The organism is Exiguobacterium sp. PFWT01 (assembly GCF_018255795.1).
In the GTDB taxonomy this organism is placed as follows: domain Bacteria; phylum Bacillota; class Bacilli; order Exiguobacteriales; family Exiguobacteriaceae; genus Exiguobacterium.
Genome location: NZ_CP073755.1, coordinates 2661317 through 2678643 on the forward strand (window position 1 = coordinate 2661317; position 17327 = coordinate 2678643).

Genomic DNA, 17327 nt, shown 5'->3' on the forward strand with positions numbered 1-17327 from the left:
AAAGAGGGTGCATCAGCGCACCCTCTTGTTTATTGGACTTTGTTCTCTGGACCAAATGACGGATAGAGCGAAAGCCCACCGTCCGCAAAGATGGTTGTCCCCGTCACATAGGACGACTCATCCGACGCGAGCCAAGCGGCAACAGCCGCGATTTGTTCCGGCTTCCCGATGACGTGAGATGGGATGAGCGCTTCTAATCCCTTCTTCTCTTCCGGGTCGCTCATCGTCTCTTCGTTGATTGGTGTATCAATCGCCCCAGGTGCGATCGCATTGACACGAATATGGTTCGGTGCATATTCGAGTGCGACGGATTTCGTGAACATTTTCACGCCACCCTTGCTGGCTGCGTAATGTGTATAACCTGGACGTGGGATGACTTCGTGAACAGAAGACATATTGATGATGTTCCCCTCGATTTCATGCTCCACGAAGTATTTTAAAGCAGCACGAACACCAAGGAACGTCCCGTTCAAGTTGACGTCGATAATCTGCTTCCAGTTATCAAACTCCATCTCATGTGTTTTTGCCTCGACTTGAACGCCGGCGTTATTCACGAAAATATCCATCTTTCCAAACTCAGAGATGGCTTTCTCAATCATCTTCTCGGCGAGTCCTTCTTCCGCGACATCCCCTTTTACGGCGACGGCTTTCCCGCCAGCTGCCTCGATGCCACGGATGACTTCCTCCATCTCTTTTTCACTGCTGCGGTAATTCAGGACAACGCTCATCCCTTCTTTTGCGTAACGTTCCCCGATGGCACGACCGAGCCCCTTCGAGCTGCCCGTGATGACCGCGACCTTACCTTTTAACTCTGGATAGTTTGCCATGTCAATTCCTCCTTCATCTTCTCGGGTTTAGTTCCCGCATTCCCCTCTTCATCAAACATGATTGGCTGCATTTTGAATATTTGAAACAAATCAACTATACTGAAACAAACTATTCGTTTTCAGGAAACGCCTGAAAGACGTTTGATCTTATACTCAATGGAGGTGACTCCCCGATTTTAGGGGGAATTGTTGGACAGTCCCATGTTACTCAGCTTACTCGTCGTCGCACTTTTAATCTTTTTGACTGCCTTTTTTGTGGCAGCCGAATTTTCAATTGTGAAAGTGCGTGGCGCTCGACTCGACCAGCTCGTGCTCGAAGGAAATAAAAAAGCGGTCAGCGCGAAAAAAGTCATCGAGAATATCGACGACTCCCTTTCTGCCTCGCAGTTCGGAATCACGCTTTCTGCACTCGGTCTTGGGTGGATTGGTGCCGATCAAATCGAAACGTATATCCACATATTGGTCGAACAATTGAACATATCGCCTTCTCTCGTGACATTCTTGTCGTTTCTGATCGCCTTCTTATTGATTGCGTTCGTCCATGTCGTCATCGGTGAACTCGTGCCAAAAACGCTCGCGGTTCACGAAGCGGAGAAGTTGACGTTGCTCGTCGCACGTCCGCTCTACGTCTTCACAAAAATCTTTTATCCGTTTATTCGAGCATTGAACAGTATGGCTCGAATCACACTCCGTTTATTCGGGGTACAGACGACAGCGCAGGAAACGGCACACTCGGAAGAAGAATTGAAAATCATTATGACGGAAAGTTTCCGTAGTGGTGAGATCAACGAAAACGAGTTGGCATATGTTCAAAATATCTTCTCCTTTGACGAACGGATCGCCAAAGATGCCATGGTGCCACGTATGAACATGGTGACAATCGATGAAGAAGATTCGATCGAAGAGATCATCGCCGTAGTGGAAGAGCACCAGTATACGCGTTATCCCGTCACACGAGATGGCGATCGCGATGACGTTCTCGGATTCGTGAATGCGAAACAACTCTTCACTGCCCAACTTTCAAAAAATGACGCGCCATTCGAATCGTTCATTCATCAATTGCCGCTCGTCACCGAGTTCACACCACTACAAGAAGCGATGGTGAAGATGCAAAATGCACAGACGATGATGTGTCTCGTCATCGATGAATATGGCGGGACGGCAGGACTGTTGACGATTGAAGACATTTTAGAAGAGATCGTCGGCGAGATTCGAGACGAGTTCGATCGAGACGAACAGGCTGAAATTACAGAAGTTGCTCCGAAACATTACCGCCTTTCGGGACTCGTTTTAACGCAAGAACTCGAAGAGCGGTTCGGCATCGAAATCGAAGATGACGTCGATACGGTCGGTGGATTCGTTTTATCACAAAAAGCGAATGCGCGAACGGGGGAACGCTTCCTTCTACCTGGCAATCATGAACTGATTGTCAGTGAAGTCGATAACCACCGCATCGTCTTCGTCGACCTGATTCTCGCCTCTCATGAAGAGGAAGAACCACTATCTGAATGATGCATCTTTCAAACCCTTCTCTAAAATATGGAGAAGGGTTTTTCACGTTTGCACCGAACTGTCGCTATATTTTCGCCTCTTCCCGTGATATACTGCACATATGTTGCTTATTTGAGTGTCACCCACTCAATGACACAACATCACCGAAACATGGCGAGATGTTCGGTTTAAACAGAAAGAAATAGAAAGAAGGTTACGCATGGAACGCAAACTATTTTTGATTGACGGTAACTCCATGCTGGCCAGTGCTTATTATGGTGCCGCCGCGAGCCGAACGAAAAAAGGACGCGAGGTATCTAAAAACGATCGGAGTGCCGTCATCGGAATGACCGGCCTCATCCGGACGATTCTACGCAGACATCGTCCGACTCATTTTGTCGTTGTTTGGGACGTCTCACGTGAAACATTATGGCGTCGAGAACTGTACCCGGGCTACAAACGTCGCAGACGTCAAACACCGCCTGAATTAAAAGCGCAGATGGAACTCATGCGCCAACTGCTTGAGGATAGTGGAATCCCACAATTCCAAGTAGAAGGGTATGAAGGGGAAGACTTGATTGCCCACATCGCCCGTAAATTCAGTTGTAGTGCCCCTGTCGTCATCATGACAAAAGACAAAGACTTGTTACAGCTTGTCAGTCCACGAATCACCGTTTGGTTACAGACACAGGAGCTTCAGCAAATGCAGGCTCGCTGTGACATTCGTGATAATCGTCCGTTGCCACTCAAGCGTCATTTAGAAATTCGACCAGAAGAGATTGCGGCGCTATACGAAGGATTGAAACCGAAGCAACTGTCAGCCGTCAAAGCGTTGACAGGAGACCGTTCTGACGGAATCCCTCCAGTTGCCGGGCTCGACGAAAGCCAATCGGTTCAACTCATCAAACGATTCGGTTCGCTCGATAAGCTGTATTCTGCCTTGAGCATCAAGGGTGAAAAACGACAACAAGTAAATGAAACGATCGCGGCACTGACGTCAGAGGAGGTGCCCCGTAACTTGAGACGAACACGCAAAAAAGCAGAGCGCAATATGGAGCTCGTTCGCCTCGATGTCACGGTGCCGGCACTTGAACATTTGAAGTTGGCTCATCTCGAGCTCAGCCTCAACCCAAAACGAGTCGAGCAAGCGTATCAAAAACGCGGACTTCGTCTCTCGTTTAACGCAGGTCAGAAGAAAACATCCGCACGTTAAAGAACGGACGCCATCAAGCGTCCGTTCTTTTTATATGCACGGTAATCCCGTCTTCGTCAGTCAACGTCCATTCAGACGACGTTCCGCCTAACGCTCGGTTCGTGTCTTCATTGACGAGAAGTGTCCATGACTCAAGTCCGGTCTCCATTCCCATAGGATCACTCGGACGGGCCCACACGTTCGTCCCGATATGATGGTGATAGCCATCTGCCGCTAAGAACAGTGCCCCTGGATAAGAATCCGTCGTAACGGAAAATCCGAGTCGATCATGGTAAAAACGTTTCGCCGCCTCGATTGAGCGTACTTTAAAATGCACGTGCCCCATCGTCGTGCCAATCGGTAAACCAGTAAACGGCCGATTGGCTGCCGCTTGAAGCATCGATTCATAGTCGACAGGCTCGGTCGCCATTTTCACATGGCCGTTTGCATCGTACGTCCATTGGTCCTTCGGGCGGTCGGCATACAATTCAATCCCGTTCCCTTCTGGATCGCTCAAGTAGAAGGCTTCACTCACAAGATGGTCGCCTTGCCCCACTTCGACGCGTCGCTCAATAAGATGCGCCAACATGCTTCCTAACTCTATACGGTTCGGGAATAAAATCGCTAAATGGAACAATCCTGCCGCTCGTGGATTCGTCTTCGCTTGCGGGGCACTGTGCAGGATGACAAGTGGACGTTCCTTCGTACCGAGTGTAATATGCTCTTCGCTCTCTTCTAGGACACTCATTCCAATCACGTCTACGTAAAATCGTGTCACCTGTTCAATGTCACGGACTCGAAGCGTTACCGGTCCGAGTTCAATTTTCTCGATTTTCATACATCATCACCTCTCTTTCACTATACCCGCTCAGCTTACGTTACAGAAGTAGGCACAAAAAGGTGGTATAGTTACTTCAACGATACTATTGGAAAGGAAGAGCGACGTGACTAACATAACAAGCTGTGAAGTCGATACGGCACTCGAACTGATTACAGGAAAATGGAAACATTCCATCCTCCTTGTGTTGATCAATGGAGATACATTGCGTTTCAGTGAGTTGAAACGCGCGTTACCAAAGATCAGCCAAAAGATTCTGACCGCTCAACTCCGTGACTTAGAAGAACAGGATATCGTCATTCGGACCGTCTATCCGGAAGTTCCGCCCCGTGTCGATTATCGTTTGAGTGAGTACGGGAAAACACTAATCCCGATTCTCGAAGCGATAAACGAATGGGGAATGCGTCATGCCGAACGGATGCGCTCTAATTAGTTGTCCACATGTGGATAACCCATTTTCTCTACTGAACATATCACTTATCCACAGGAGGTTGTCATGATTCGTTATCCACAGTTAACCGGTCATCAAATCGGTGTCACCGCCCCTTCGTCAGGTATTCCAGAAGAATTACACCATTTATTGCATCAAGCGGAACAGAAATTTTCCGATCGAGGGTTCACGTTGCAATTCACTCCGAATGCGTGGAAACAACGATTTGGGAAATCCGCTCCGGCTCGAGTCCGTGCACATGAACTGACATCTCTACTTCAAGATGACAAAGTCGACTTGATCCTTCCGCCCTGGGGTGGGGAACTCTTAATGGAAATCCTCGATCAAATCGAGTGGCAGTCCTTGCCCGCAAAATGGATGCTCGGCTATTCAGATACGAGTCTATTGCTTTTTGTGTATACGCTAAAAACCGGAATCGCCTCGGCCCACGGTCCAAACTTAGTCGACTTACGTGCTGATTTGTGGGACGAGACTAGTTCACGCTGGCTCGATGTGTTGTCGACGCGGACCGACGAAACGGTCATCCAACGTTCGTCCGAGAAGTTCCAAAACGAATGGCAGTTTGACAACCCGACGCCACATCTGTTTCATCTGACGGAAACGACCGAATGGAGAGCGATTGGCGGTCAGAATGCAACAGGACGCTTGCTCGGTGGATGCCTCGATGTGCTCTTACATACAATCGGGACACCATATGGAGACGTCAAGACGTTCCAGCGCGAACATCTGAATGACGAGCCGATTCTTTGGTATTTTGAAAATGCTGAGCTAAACGTTCCGGCATTAAAAAGGACCCTCCTTCAAATGAAGTGGGCCGGTTGGTTCGATCATCCGTCTGGTATTCTGTTCGGACGGAGTGACGCCCCCTCTGTGCATCAAGACTATACGGCCGAGATGGTGTATGAGGAACTCCATCACATGTTAGAGGTTCCGATTTTTTACGATATCGACTGTGGACACGTTCCGCCTCAAATGACGCTCGTCAATGGAGCACACGCATCCGTCCAAGTCGAGCATGGCAAAGGGACATTGATTCAAACGTTCAAAGGCTGATTCGTCATGACATCCAAGCAGAACGAGATGCAGCCCAGTCAATGGAACGTGTATCGTAACGAAAAAAGACATCGAACGAATCAGTTCGATGTCAGCTTGTTGACAAATAAGATGTTCGAACTCGTCCTTCCGGCGCCCACGCTTTCCGCAGGCAATCCCGGAGCCGCATCGCGACTCAGGTCGCTGCTGGGTCTCCGTCGGATTGCTTTCCTGCAGGAGTCGGGGCGCCGTGGGACGAGTCACACGAATGGTCGCCACCTTTGGCGGCCATTTGTCTTTTTCTGAGGCCTCGATGGCCGAAGAAAAAGCCCGATACATACTTCGAACCCTTACAAACGGGGAAAGAAGAAGGTAAACACCAAGTTCGCCCGTCATCAAAAGGAGGAACCCGATATGTATCGCGCCCATTCTGAGAAACGACATGAACCGATCCAGTCCAAGACCACGTTGGACCAGCTGGTCCCGCAGGATCATCTCGTCCGGAGACTCGACCGTCACATCGACTTCTCGATCGTGCACCGGCTCTGCGCCCCGCTCTATTCGAACACCGGTACGCCCGGCATCGATCCGGAGATCATCATCAAGATCATCCTACTCGGACCCCTGTTCAACATCCGTTCCGTGCGCCAGACCGTGAGGGAGGTTCAGACGAACCTCGCCTATCGCTGGTTCCTCGGTCTCGGCATCGATGAGAAGGTTCCCGACCATTCGACGATCAGCCAGGCCTACCGCCGACGCTTCCAGGGGAACGACGTGTTCCAACAAATCTTCGAGGACATCGTCCGACAGGCGGAATCTCACGGTCTCGTCTCCGGGCGCATCCTGATCACGGATTCCACGCACATCCGGGCGAACGCGGAAAAAAGAACTGAAACCGGCATCTGAGAAGAGGGAGCGCCGGCTCGTCAAGATGAGCCGGACCGACCCGGATGCGGGATACATGTATCGTGACCAGAAGCCGGAAGGCTTTTTCTGGCTGGCGCATCGGACGGTCGACGCCAAGCACAATTTCATCGTCGATGTACACGTCACACCCGGGAACGTCTCGGACAGCACCGTCTATCTCAATCGGCTCGACCATGTCCTCGAACGTTTCCATTTCCCGCTCGAGGCGGTCGCACTCGATGCCGGCTACTTCACGACCGGGATCGCGAAGGCGCTCGTCGAACGGGGCATCTTCGGGGTCATCGCCCGGAGGCGTTTCGGCGGGAAGAAGGGGATGTTCCGCAAGACCCGGTACACGTACCTGCCCGAGGAAGATGCATATCTCTGTCCGGCGCGACAGCGCCTCACCTATCAGACGACGGACCGCCACGGCTATCACCATTACGTCTCCGACCCCTCCATCTGTCAGAACTGCCCTCTCCTCGAGAAGTGCACGTCCAGCCGGACGCACCGAAGGGACATCACACGCCACGTCGATGAACATTACCGCGAGCAGGTGAACGAGAACCGCCTGTCCGCGTCCGGGAAATCCCTCTACCGACTGCGGCCGCAGACCGTCGAGCGCTCGTTCGCCGATGGGAAAGAGCTCCACGGTCTCCGTTTCACCTTCTACAGGGGGACCGCGAAGGTCCAACGCGCCAATCTGGTGGCAGCCACCGCACAAAACATGAAGAAGCTGGCCAACCTGTTGGCCAGAAAGGACCGTCTACATAACATTTCTTCAATCTTTTGTCGGGCAGAACGCCTCAAGCTCGTTGAACATAAAAAAAGACGAACCAAATCGCCATATGCGATTTGGTTCGTCAACAGCCTGACATCGAACGAATCAGTTCGATGTCTTCTCTGTTGACGGGAGTACCCGTTTTTCTAATAAGAATGGTCCGAATGGGATGACGGATGCCATGACAGCAAGCGTCAATACTTTGAATCCCCAGCGCAAGCGCCATGCCATGTACATCGCCGCGAGCACGTAGGCCACAAATAAGAAACCATGTGCTGCACCAACGATACTGACCGCGAGTGGAATGCCGGCCATATATTTCAACGGCATCGCGATGAACAGTAACAACAAGAAGGATACACCTTCTGTGTAGCCAAGCCATTTAAAATGAGTCGTAGTCATATGCGTTCTCCTTTATTTCTGTAGGCTATATCTATCGTAGCCGAAACGTGAGAGGTTTGTCACAAGAGAACGCATAAAAGTTACGAGGCTATTTGACGATTTGGTGAACGATGTAACACTTTCGTGTCGACAAAGCGGCGAAGGAACAACCCGTCGACTCCGATTTTTCCAGCGTTATGACCGGCAACTAAAATCAAGACAGATACGATCAACATCGTTGGGTTCGTACTGACTGTTCCTGATAGTAAGAACGCCATGTTCATGACAAGTCCGAAGAACGCTGCGCTACGTGTGAGGGCACCGAGCAATAATCCTAAGCCTACCAAGAATTCCCCGTAAGGAATCAGGACATCGAATAGCCCGGCGTTTGGGATTGCAAAGTTTTCTAGGAATGCAGCCCACCATCCAGCGACGGCCGGATGTTCTCCAGAAGCGAGTGACACCGCGTTATTCAAGAATCCTTCTGTTCCAAAACCTCCCGTGATTTTACCCCAACCTGCCGTTAACCAATGATAACCGAGCCATACACGTAACACCGTCAAGATCGCTGTAGCGATGTTATGATTTTGCCAAAATTTCGTGAACATCATAATTCCTCCCTTTCAAGAAGTTAAATAAATGTATAATGTGATTACATTCACAATATACCATTCATGTTCACTATTTCACATATGTATTTTCCTTTGTTCATGATTCGTCCATATGTACGCCATATTCTATTCACATTCATCCACAAAAAAGACACCTGATTTAGGTGTCTTTGAAGAGATTATAGTGTAACTTCTTGTGGCGGTTGACCTTTCTTGTTCATCACGCGCATCGATTCCGGTTCGATTTTTAGGATGACAAGCTTTGGATCGTCCGGACCATCGAACCATCCTTCGAGTTTCTCGTTCCATACTTTCTCTTTCATCGATTCATCATCCGACACGGTCGCTTTACCGAGGATCTCTAAGTAAGTGTCACCCACGCCATCTCCATCATAGCCGATTAAAATATGCGTATATGGATTCTTTTCTAACTCTTCTACTTTATCTGTATCGTTCGAGGTTGCTGTGTAGAGTGTGAAATCATCATGGAAAAATGTCATGTAACGACTGTGGGGTTTCACCTTATACACGGTCGCCATCGTCCCGACATTGCTACCCTCTAGAATTTTTAACGCTGTGTCTTTTGCACTCATTCCAAATTCCTCCTTCATGATTTGTCGCTCGTATACTGTTCCCTCAAACTATGGGATTAAACACAAAAAAACCTGCTCGCCGATGCGAGCAGGTATCATATTCCTTAGAAAGGAAGATTAGATTTTTTCAACGTTAGAAGCTTGTGGTCCACGAGCTCCGTCAGTGATTTCGAAAGTTACTTCTTGGCCTTCTTCAAGTGTTTTGAAGCCGTCGCCTTGGATTGCTGAGAAGTGTACGAATACGTCGTCTCCGCCTTCCATTTCGATGAAGCCGTAACCTTTTTCTGAGTTAAACCATTTTACTTTACCTGTGTTCATGAATGAACCCTCCTGAAATAAACGCTATGCGTTATAGTAGTGCCTTACTAGAAAAAACTTGACCAAAAAAAATACAAGCCTCTGGATTATCTAATGAAAAATAATCCCAAGCACTTGTGAATTATGATTCCAGCTATTCTTAATTAAGCACATATTGAATATAACACGACTAGATGTTTCTGTCTAGTAAATACTTCTGATTGCTAAAAAACAAGGTGAAACGGGTACATGCTAGAGAAGATGATGCTAGGAGGATTTATAATGAAAAACATTAAGGACCCACACGCAATCGCATCGATGATTGCCTCTCATTCCGATTGGTCGGAAGAAGACCTCATCCGACAAACACTTGAATGGCACCGTGCTACACGGGAAGCTTCTTACTTTGAGCAACAACAATCTATCCCGTGTCGAATCCCATTGACGGAACGGATCACCCCTGTCCGCACGTCCTTTCCGCTCGAGCAAGTCGACGGCATCGTTCGTCCCGTCTGGATGCGTCGGCTCGATGCCGAATATTTGAATTTACTGCAGACGACGAAACAATGTGTTGATGTGACGGACTATGGTGCTGTCGGAGATGGAAAAACGGATTGTAGCCTCGCCTTTCGACTCGCCATCCGCTCGAACCGCCGCGTCTTTGTCCCGGCAGGCGTTTATATCGTTCGGGGTATTCGTCTACCTTCCAACTGCGTGCTCGAAGGTGCAGGACAAGACGTCACGATTCTCAAACTGTCCGATCGTGCACCGAGACATCGACGATTGTTACGAAACGCCACGCCTTTCGCAGGAAATCATCATATCGAGGTATGCCACCTGACGCTCGATTGGAATGTCGCGCGCTTAGGAGATGTGAAACGGACGACGAGCGGTGACACGACATCGAGCGCCTTGACGTTTGCCCATGTGACGTATGGATGGGTGCATCATGTGACAGCCAAAAATGCTGGGCTCCATGCGTTCGACATCACGTCTCCGCACTATCATTACTTAGGGGACGGGCTTCGCGCAGCAAACGGGAGCCGATACATCCATCTCGATCATCTCGAGGCGACAAATTATGGGGATGACGGAATCACCACACACCATAGTGATGCCATCTATATTACCAACTGCTATTGTCATCATCCTCACGGCCGAACACACGCCTTAGGGTTCTCAAACTCAAATGGGATTGAGATTGATGACGGATCGCGGCACGTCACACTCGTTCACAATAGAACGGAAGGCTGCTTTGGAGGCATCGAAGTAAAAGCACATGGGACCTCATCCGCCGCACACGATGTCCATATCTTCGGCCATCTTTCGGTGCATGACAATCGTTCATTTAACTTCCGTCATATCGGGCATCATTTAGCAGACGATCCGAACTCGGAGACGGCCCGCTTCCTATCAGGCACGAACTTGGTGTCCATCGAGCCGGTTCGAAGTTCACTCTATACAAAATCCTCACCACGAAGCCTGGTCGTATCAGCCTATCAGGACGTCTTGATTCATGGATTGACTGCAATCGGCGACCCGACCTACGATTACGAACAACATCCGGCACTTGCGATCCAATACAAATCGAGACGCGTTCAACTGAAACGAATCGCCGTGCGCGGATTTACCACAGCCCGAGCCGACCTCGAACTATTTGGGGGAGATAACCGCACCGATGAAGTGACTATCGATGTCTTACGATGCCAAGAATCTGCACCCATCGCTCTAAAAATCGGTCGTCAACTCGAACACCTTGCTCTTCATCAGATTGAAGGGCAGAAAAAAAACGGAGATGTACTCATCTCCACGAAAAGCCCGATTGATGTGCATGATTTACTCGCTCAAGGATTTTCAGACCGGGTGCGCTCAGACGTTTGAGCGGTTTCCACGAGTTGATTCAGTTTGGCGTCATCGAGTTGAAGTGAACTCTCTTTTTGTTTGGCCATCATGCGAACGATTGCTTTGTCTAAAAAGCCCATTCGTTCAAAGTCGTACCCGCTCCCGACGACCTCGACGAAATAGGCATGTTCGCGCAGCGTGTCACGATAAGCTTCTTCTAGCTCGCGAATCCGCTCTGACTCTGTCGGTGTCCCGGCACATAAATATAAAGCGAGGGGATGCTCCAGCAAGTGTGCTTCGTGAAGCGTCAACCATTCCTTCATCTCGTCTTGAATCGTGCCCATTCGAATCGAGCTCCCGACGATGACGTGATCTACCGTCTCCCACGTGACGTTCGGCTCTTCTACGATATTTTGGACACGAACGTCACCCGATAGACGTTCAGCGAGTAAAGCCGCCACTTTTTCACTCGTTCCATATCTGGAAGAGTACGCGATTAAAGTACCCATGTCGTTCCCTCTTTTCATGTCAGACGTTACTTACACTATTCCCGAATCATCGAGAGAAGATACGTATGCACTTAAAAAAGCTCGCCGTCTGGCGAGCTTTTCGTCACAGTTTATACACTTGTGCTTCATAAGGACGAAGGGTGAACGCTTCTATCGGTTCCATGTTTCCGATGACGCGTTCTTTCACGTCATATCGTAACTCTGGTTGTTGTGTCTCGTTGGAGAAGTTACAGAGCACGAGCCACGTCTCACCTTCGAACGAACGTGTGAATGCATAGACTGCCTCATCTTCCGGTAACAACAGCTCATACTTTCCGTAGACGACGAGCGGGTTCGCTTTACGGAGCGCAATCAACTGACGGTAGTAATGGAAGAGTGAATTCGGATCTTTCTTTGCCGCTTCCGCATTGATGTCAACAAAGTTCGGGTTGACCTCGATCCATGGCGTCCCTGTCGTAAATCCACCATGTGCTTCGTCTGACCACTGTACCGGTGTACGTGAATTGTCACGTCCTCGCTCATGGATGCCACGGAAAATCTCGTCGTGCGTTAACAACCCTTTAGATGTGTAGTCACGGTAGGCGTTCAACGTCTCAATATCTCGGTACTGATCGATTGATTCAAACGCGACGTTCGTCATGCCGAACTCTTCTCCTTGATAAATGTAAGGCGTCCCTTTCAATAGATGAAGAAGTGTCGCGAGCATCTTCCCGGAACGGACGCGATATTCAGGCGAATCGTTCCCGAAGCGCGAGATGGCACGGGGCTGGTCATGGTTACTCCAGTACAGGCTGTTCCATCCTTCCTCTTCGAGCCCTTGTTGCCAACGCGAGAAAATCGTCTTCAGCTCAGTCAACTTCCAGTCTGTCGGATTCCACTTCCCGAAGCTCCCGTTCCCGACGTCCACATGTTCAAAATGAAAGACCATGTTCAGTTCGTTGCGGTCTTCACCCGTATACAGTTTGGCTTCCTCCACACTGACCCCTGGCATCTCCCCGACCGTGATTGTGTCGTATTTCGATAAGACTTCACGATTCATCTCCTGCATGAATTCATGGATGCGTGGTCCGTTAAAGAAGAATGGTGTCCCGTCTCCATACCCCGTTCCTTGCGTTTGACCGTCTGGATAGCTCGGGTCTTTTGAAATCATATTGATGACGTCCATCCGGAACCCGTCGACCCCTTTATCGAGCCAATATGTCATGAGGTCGTACACTTCACGACGAAGCGTCTCGCTTTCCCAGTTCAAATCCGGTTGTTTCTTACTGAAGAGGTGGAGGTAGTACTCATCACTCGCCTCATCATACTGCCAAGCACTGCCTCCGAAGAAAGCCCCCCAGTTCGTCGGTGGCTGACCGTCCTTCCCTTTTTTCCAAATGTAATAGTCACGATATGGGCTGTCTTTTGAAGAACGCGACTCCATGAACCATTGGTGTTCGTCAGAAGAATGGTTGACGACGAGGTCCATCATGATTTTAATCCCGTGACGGTGTGCTTCTTCAAGCATCGCATCAAAGTCATCCATCGTACCAAACTCGTCCATGATGGCACGGTAATCACGAATATCGTATCCGTTATCGTCGTTCGGTGAATCGTATACCGGTGAGAGCCAGATGACGTCGATCCCGAGTTCTGCCAAGTATGACATCTTCTCCGTGATTCCTTGGATGTCGCCAATTCCATCTCCGTTTGAGTCATTGAAGCTACGTGGATAAATTTGATATACGACCGCTTCTTTCCACCATTGTTTCATGTTATGTCCTCCTTGAAGTTCGTTTTCCGTTTCAACGCTTTCATCGTACTGCCTCCAAGGAATCATGACCATCCATGATATGATTAAGATATGTACAATCTTGCTATAAAATGAGGAGACTATTATGGAAATTGGCTTTTGTGGCTATTCTTATCATACAACGACTTATACTTTTCCATTTGCTAATCGACTCGATACGTATTTGATTCGCTTACAAACGGAAGGAACGGCTCGGATTGTGGTCAATGGAGAAACGATGATCACACGACCTGGTGACGTATTGATTGTCCGTCCGGGTGACTTCTATGAAATGCATGTCGATACACCCGCGAGCGGAGACTATCATATCTTCTGTACCGGACATTCGATCGATACATGGTGGCATGCGACTCCACGGGAGCGACTGTATGCCATCACCATCGATTCACGCCTTCTTTCGCTATGGCAACACATTACGGAAGAAGTGCGCCGTCCACCGTCTGAACAAAGTGCCGTTTTAATTGAAACACTCGTTCAAGCACTCCTACTCATGCTCGATCGCTCGATTCAAGATGTGCATTCCCAGGCGCGACCTCCAGTCGTCTCTCGTATGATGCGCTTTATCGAAGCACACGTCACGAGTGACTTCAAAGTTTCAGACGTCGCCGACGCCGTCGGACTGAGCGTTTCACGGACCGTTCATCTCTTTAAAGAAGGGACCGGGATGACAATCATCGAATATGCACAATCGATTCGCTTACAGCTTGCCGAAGAGCAAATGCGCTATACAAAACATTCGTTAGAAACGATAGCGGAACTGTCTGGATTTCGAAGTTATCCATATTTCCACAGAATTTTTAAACGAAAATATGGCGTAGCACCAGGGGTTTATCGCACTCTTCAACAAAAAAACGAAAAAAAATAAAAAAAGAGTGATCCATTTTTTGAACCGCTCCGTTAGATGGGTGTAAATAACGACAACACTCACTTACGAAAAGGAGCGATTACCCATGAAGAAGAAGACGTTAAACAAAATCGTAGCACCGGCACTAGCCTTAGGACTACTCGTACCAGTCAACGCACAGGCAGCGGATCACACGCCGACAGCAAGTACACCAGCAGGTGACCTTCGCGCCACACTCGATCAACTCTTATCTGAGCACTACGTATTAGCCGTCACATCGATGATGAAAGGGTACGACGAGGCAGCAGATGCTGAGGTTGCGGATCAAGCACTCGATCAAAACGCGCTCGACATGACGCCAGCCATCGCTTCCATCTACGGTGAAGAAGGCGCTGCACAATTCGAGGAAATCTTCCGTGGTCATAACGACTACTCAGCTGATTTCGTAGAAGCGGCAAAATCAGACAACCAAGAACTACGCATGGAAGCGGAAGCGGAAGTCGATGAGTTCGTAGAAGAATTCTCAACATTCCTCGACGCAGCGACAGAAGGGAACTTACCGAAGGAGGCAGCAGCTGATGCACTTGAACTTCATGAAGACCAAGTCCTCTCTGTATTCGATAACTATGTCGAAGGAGATTACGAAGAAGCTTACATGACGTTCCGTGAAGGCTACAAGCACATGTTCAACATCAGTAAAGCCCTCTCAGGTGCAATCGTCACACAAATGCCTGACAAATTCACGACTGGAGCCGACACACCAGCTGTTGAACTCCGCTCAACATTGAACAGTCTTGCAGGTGAGCACTTCGCCCTCGCTGCGATCGGTATGCAAAAAGGGTACGACCAAGCAGAGGACTATGACTACGTGACATGGGCAGAAGACCAGAACACACTCGACTTCAAAGCAGCCATCGCATCCGTATATGGTGACGAAGGGGCAGCACAGTTCGAGAAAGTATGGAACTCCGATCACATCACAGCACAAGGTGACATCGTTGCCGCTACACTCGAAGGTGACGAAGCGATGATCGAAGATGCGCGGATGCGCCTCGACCAATTCGCTGTCGACTTCAGCACATTCCTCGATGCAGCAACAGAAGGAAACTTACCACAAGCTGCCGGTGAAGAAGCAATCAAACAGCACGAAGCGCTCGTACTCGACACATTCGATCAATATGTCGCTGGCGATGCAGAAGCGGCTTGGATGTCATTCCGTGAAGGATATGCGTTCATGTTCGGTGTTGGTGAAACACTCGGTAACGCGATCGTGACACAAATGCCTGACAAGTTCGAAGAAACAATGATGCCTGAAGAAATGCCTGAAACAGGTCTCGGTGGTGCACAAGAACAATCAATGAACACGCTCTACGCTGGATTAGCTGTACTTGGCGGAATCTTACTCGCCTTCGTAACGCTTCGCAAACGTAAAGTGTCTGAACAATAATCAATAAGGAGGGAGTCCCATGAACAAGCGCCTTTTGTTTCTGGCGCTCTCTCTCTTTTGTTTTAGCTTCTGGACGTGGACGAGCGCCCAAGAATCGTCGTCACCACCTGTAGAAGAAAAACAAATAGAGGAGAGCCCGGATTTAACGGCTGAGTTCTCACTTCTACAGGAAGAGGTGAAAAAGCTACGCTTAGCCGAGGAAGAAGAAAACGCCAAGGCCGTCACTCCTGTTCAAATCCAGATCCCTAAAATCGATGTCGACACCGCTATCGAACAAGTTGGGGTCCTAGACAATGGACAGATGGGTGTACCAGAAGATGAGAACCAGGTCGGGTGGTTCGAACCCGGTGTCACACCGGGTAGTAAAGGAAATGCCGTGATTGCCGGTCATGTCGACAGCAAGACCGGCCCGGCTATCTTTTATCAACTCGATCAACTCAAAGAAGGCGATGACGTTCTGATTCAAGATGAAGCGGGTAACACACTCCGGTTCCGCGTCACAAAAACAGAACGCTATGATACGAAAACCGCGCCAATCGAAGAGATTTTCGGTGCCACATCAAATCGGAACTTAAATTTGATTACCTGTTCGGGTACGTTCGGGGACGGGGGCTATGATGAACGATTCGTCGTCTATACAGAGCTGGTGGATACCGAACTGAACGAAACTGTCGATCTCGAGACACCGACGGCAGTCGAACTAAAAGGTAACTTATTGACATGGCACGCCGTTCGTCAAGAGAGCGTGATTGGATATCGGATCTATGAAGTCATCGACGGAAAAGCGACTCATATCGAAAGTATCCCATCCCATGCACGAAAAAGTATCGAGGTCACAAATGAGAACAATGCATCCTACTACGTGACTGCGATTGACCAACTTGGAAATGAGTCGAAACCGTCTCAGACAGCGAAGTAGGCACGAAACGTCCTTAGATAAACGCTAAGGACGTTTTTCTATTTCCCATGTATAGTGAAGATAGCAACACATACATCAACTTTAGGATAAGGAGTTTATGCGTCATGAGGACTCAACTTTCACCACCTCTCGCTAGTCAAGTAAAAAGAAGAATTCGCGCCATTTGGGGTGTGACCGATTCACATTATTGGTACCCTCTATCGACTGCTGGGCGCCCCGATGTGATCGCATTCGATAGTGACTATCTTGAAGAGGATGATCAAAAAATTAAGGAAATCCAACAATGGATATTGCGTCGAGGCACGGATGTCGTCTTTGAACTACATGAGGACCTTACGCTCTGGCAAATCGATACCGATTCCTTGGATCCTTGTTATGACGGACGTTATCTAGAACGTTATTGGTTTGACCAACACATGAACTGGGTCATTTACGCATCTCACGAAAGTACGATTAGCTTTGGGGGGAACGAATTGATTTCATCGCTCCAGTCCTCTTGGCCAGATTGGCAGGAACATCTGTCTGTTTGAGATCATCGCTTCATCGAATGATGGACCCACAAAAAAACGCACCC

The 17327-nt window shown here is 49.0% G+C and carries 17 protein-coding genes and 1 pseudogene; 10 read left to right on the plus strand and 8 right to left on the minus strand.

All coding sequences use genetic code 11. The annotated features are described in order from the left end of the window. Positions 1-29: 29 nt before the first annotated feature. Positions 30-827 (minus strand): glucose 1-dehydrogenase, encoded by a 798-nt coding sequence (locus KD909_RS13840; RefSeq protein WP_015880438.1) that lies wholly within the window; start codon positions 825-827, stop codon positions 30-32. Between the two features lie 189 nt (positions 828-1016). Between KD909_RS13840 and KD909_RS13845 the strand changes: the two genes are divergently transcribed. Further along, positions 1017-2339 (plus strand): hemolysin family protein, encoded by a 1323-nt coding sequence (locus tag KD909_RS13845; protein WP_249199044.1) that lies wholly within the window; start codon positions 1017-1019, stop codon positions 2337-2339. A 199-nt stretch (positions 2340-2538) separates the two neighbouring features. After that, positions 2539-3531: a 5'-3' exonuclease gene (locus tag KD909_RS13850; RefSeq protein WP_031424353.1), complete on the plus strand. Its 993-nt coding sequence runs from the start codon at positions 2539-2541 to the stop codon at positions 3529-3531. 13 nt (positions 3532-3544) lie between these two features. Here KD909_RS13850 and KD909_RS13855 read toward each other — a convergent pair whose 3' ends face one another. Further along, complete coding sequence (locus tag KD909_RS13855) at positions 3545-4348, minus strand: VOC family protein (protein ID WP_211781909.1); 804 nt, start codon at positions 4346-4348, stop codon at positions 3545-3547. Positions 4349-4454: 106 nt separating this feature from the next. Between KD909_RS13855 and KD909_RS13860 the strand changes: the two genes are divergently transcribed. The 3 genes and pseudogenes from KD909_RS13860 to KD909_RS13870 all read left to right on the plus strand — a co-directional run. Continuing rightward, positions 4455-4781, plus strand: a complete 327-nt coding sequence (locus KD909_RS13860) for a winged helix-turn-helix transcriptional regulator (protein ID WP_211781910.1) — start codon at positions 4455-4457, stop codon at positions 4779-4781. A 63-nt stretch (positions 4782-4844) separates the two neighbouring features. After that, entirely contained in the window at positions 4845-5852 is a 1008-nt protein-coding gene (locus KD909_RS13865; protein ID WP_211781911.1) for a S66 family peptidase, read from the plus strand. Positions 5853-6245: 393 nt separating this feature from the next. After that, positions 6246-7494 (plus strand): annotated as a pseudogene (locus KD909_RS13870) (transposase); the annotation flags it as partial. 129 nt (positions 7495-7623) lie between these two features. Here the strand turns inward: KD909_RS13870 and KD909_RS13875 are convergent. The 4 genes from KD909_RS13875 to KD909_RS13890 form a co-directional block, all read right to left on the minus strand. Beyond that, positions 7624-7920: a DUF3817 domain-containing protein gene (locus tag KD909_RS13875; RefSeq protein ID WP_159563308.1), complete on the minus strand. Its 297-nt coding sequence runs from the start codon at positions 7918-7920 to the stop codon at positions 7624-7626. Between the two features lie 80 nt (positions 7921-8000). Then, on the minus strand, positions 8001-8507 hold the full coding sequence (locus KD909_RS13880; RefSeq protein ID WP_074035013.1) for a DoxX family membrane protein: 507 nt from the start codon (positions 8505-8507) through the stop codon (positions 8001-8003). Positions 8508-8689: 182 nt separating this feature from the next. Further along, positions 8690-9103 carry a pyridoxamine 5'-phosphate oxidase family protein gene (locus KD909_RS13885; RefSeq protein ID WP_143180203.1) on the minus strand — a complete coding sequence of 138 codons (414 nt, stop codon included), beginning with the start codon at positions 9101-9103 and terminating at the stop codon, positions 8690-8692. 117 nt (positions 9104-9220) lie between these two features. Next, positions 9221-9421: a cold-shock protein gene (locus KD909_RS13890; protein WP_015880427.1), complete on the minus strand. Its 201-nt coding sequence runs from the start codon at positions 9419-9421 to the stop codon at positions 9221-9223. A 261-nt stretch (positions 9422-9682) separates the two neighbouring features. On the opposite strand from KD909_RS13890, the gene KD909_RS13895 reads away from it, so the two are divergent. Continuing rightward, positions 9683-11281: a glycoside hydrolase family 55 protein gene (locus tag KD909_RS13895; RefSeq protein WP_211781912.1), complete on the plus strand. Its 1599-nt coding sequence runs from the start codon at positions 9683-9685 to the stop codon at positions 11279-11281. Here KD909_RS13895 and KD909_RS13900 read toward each other — a convergent pair. Together KD909_RS13900 and KD909_RS13905 are read right to left on the minus strand one after the other, a co-directional pair. Beyond that, positions 11245-11751 carry a flavodoxin domain-containing protein gene (locus KD909_RS13900; protein ID WP_211781913.1) on the minus strand — a complete coding sequence of 169 codons (507 nt, stop codon included), beginning with the start codon at positions 11749-11751 and terminating at the stop codon, positions 11245-11247. The two genes, KD909_RS13895 and KD909_RS13900, sit on opposite strands and share 37 nt — an antisense overlap. A gap of 103 nt (positions 11752-11854) precedes the next feature. Then, positions 11855-13504: a glycoside hydrolase family 13 protein gene (locus KD909_RS13905; RefSeq protein WP_211781914.1), complete on the minus strand. Its 1650-nt coding sequence runs from the start codon at positions 13502-13504 to the stop codon at positions 11855-11857. A gap of 124 nt (positions 13505-13628) precedes the next feature. Here KD909_RS13905 and KD909_RS13910 point away from each other — a divergent pair, with 124 nt between their 5' ends. From KD909_RS13910 to KD909_RS13925, 4 genes are all read left to right on the plus strand, one after another. Further along, complete coding sequence (locus tag KD909_RS13910) at positions 13629-14408, plus strand: AraC family transcriptional regulator (protein WP_211781915.1); 780 nt, start codon at positions 13629-13631, stop codon at positions 14406-14408. A gap of 85 nt (positions 14409-14493) precedes the next feature. Continuing rightward, positions 14494-15834, plus strand: coding sequence for a copper amine oxidase (locus KD909_RS13915; RefSeq protein ID WP_211781916.1), 1341 nt, complete (start codon positions 14494-14496; stop codon positions 15832-15834). Positions 15835-15853: 19 nt separating this feature from the next. After that, complete coding sequence (locus KD909_RS13920; RefSeq protein WP_015880421.1) at positions 15854-16753, plus strand: class F sortase; 900 nt, start codon at positions 15854-15856, stop codon at positions 16751-16753. A 104-nt stretch (positions 16754-16857) separates the two neighbouring features. Further along, positions 16858-17283, plus strand: a complete 426-nt coding sequence (locus KD909_RS13925) for a hypothetical protein (protein ID WP_211781917.1) — start codon at positions 16858-16860, stop codon at positions 17281-17283. Positions 17284-17327 lie beyond the last annotated feature (44 nt).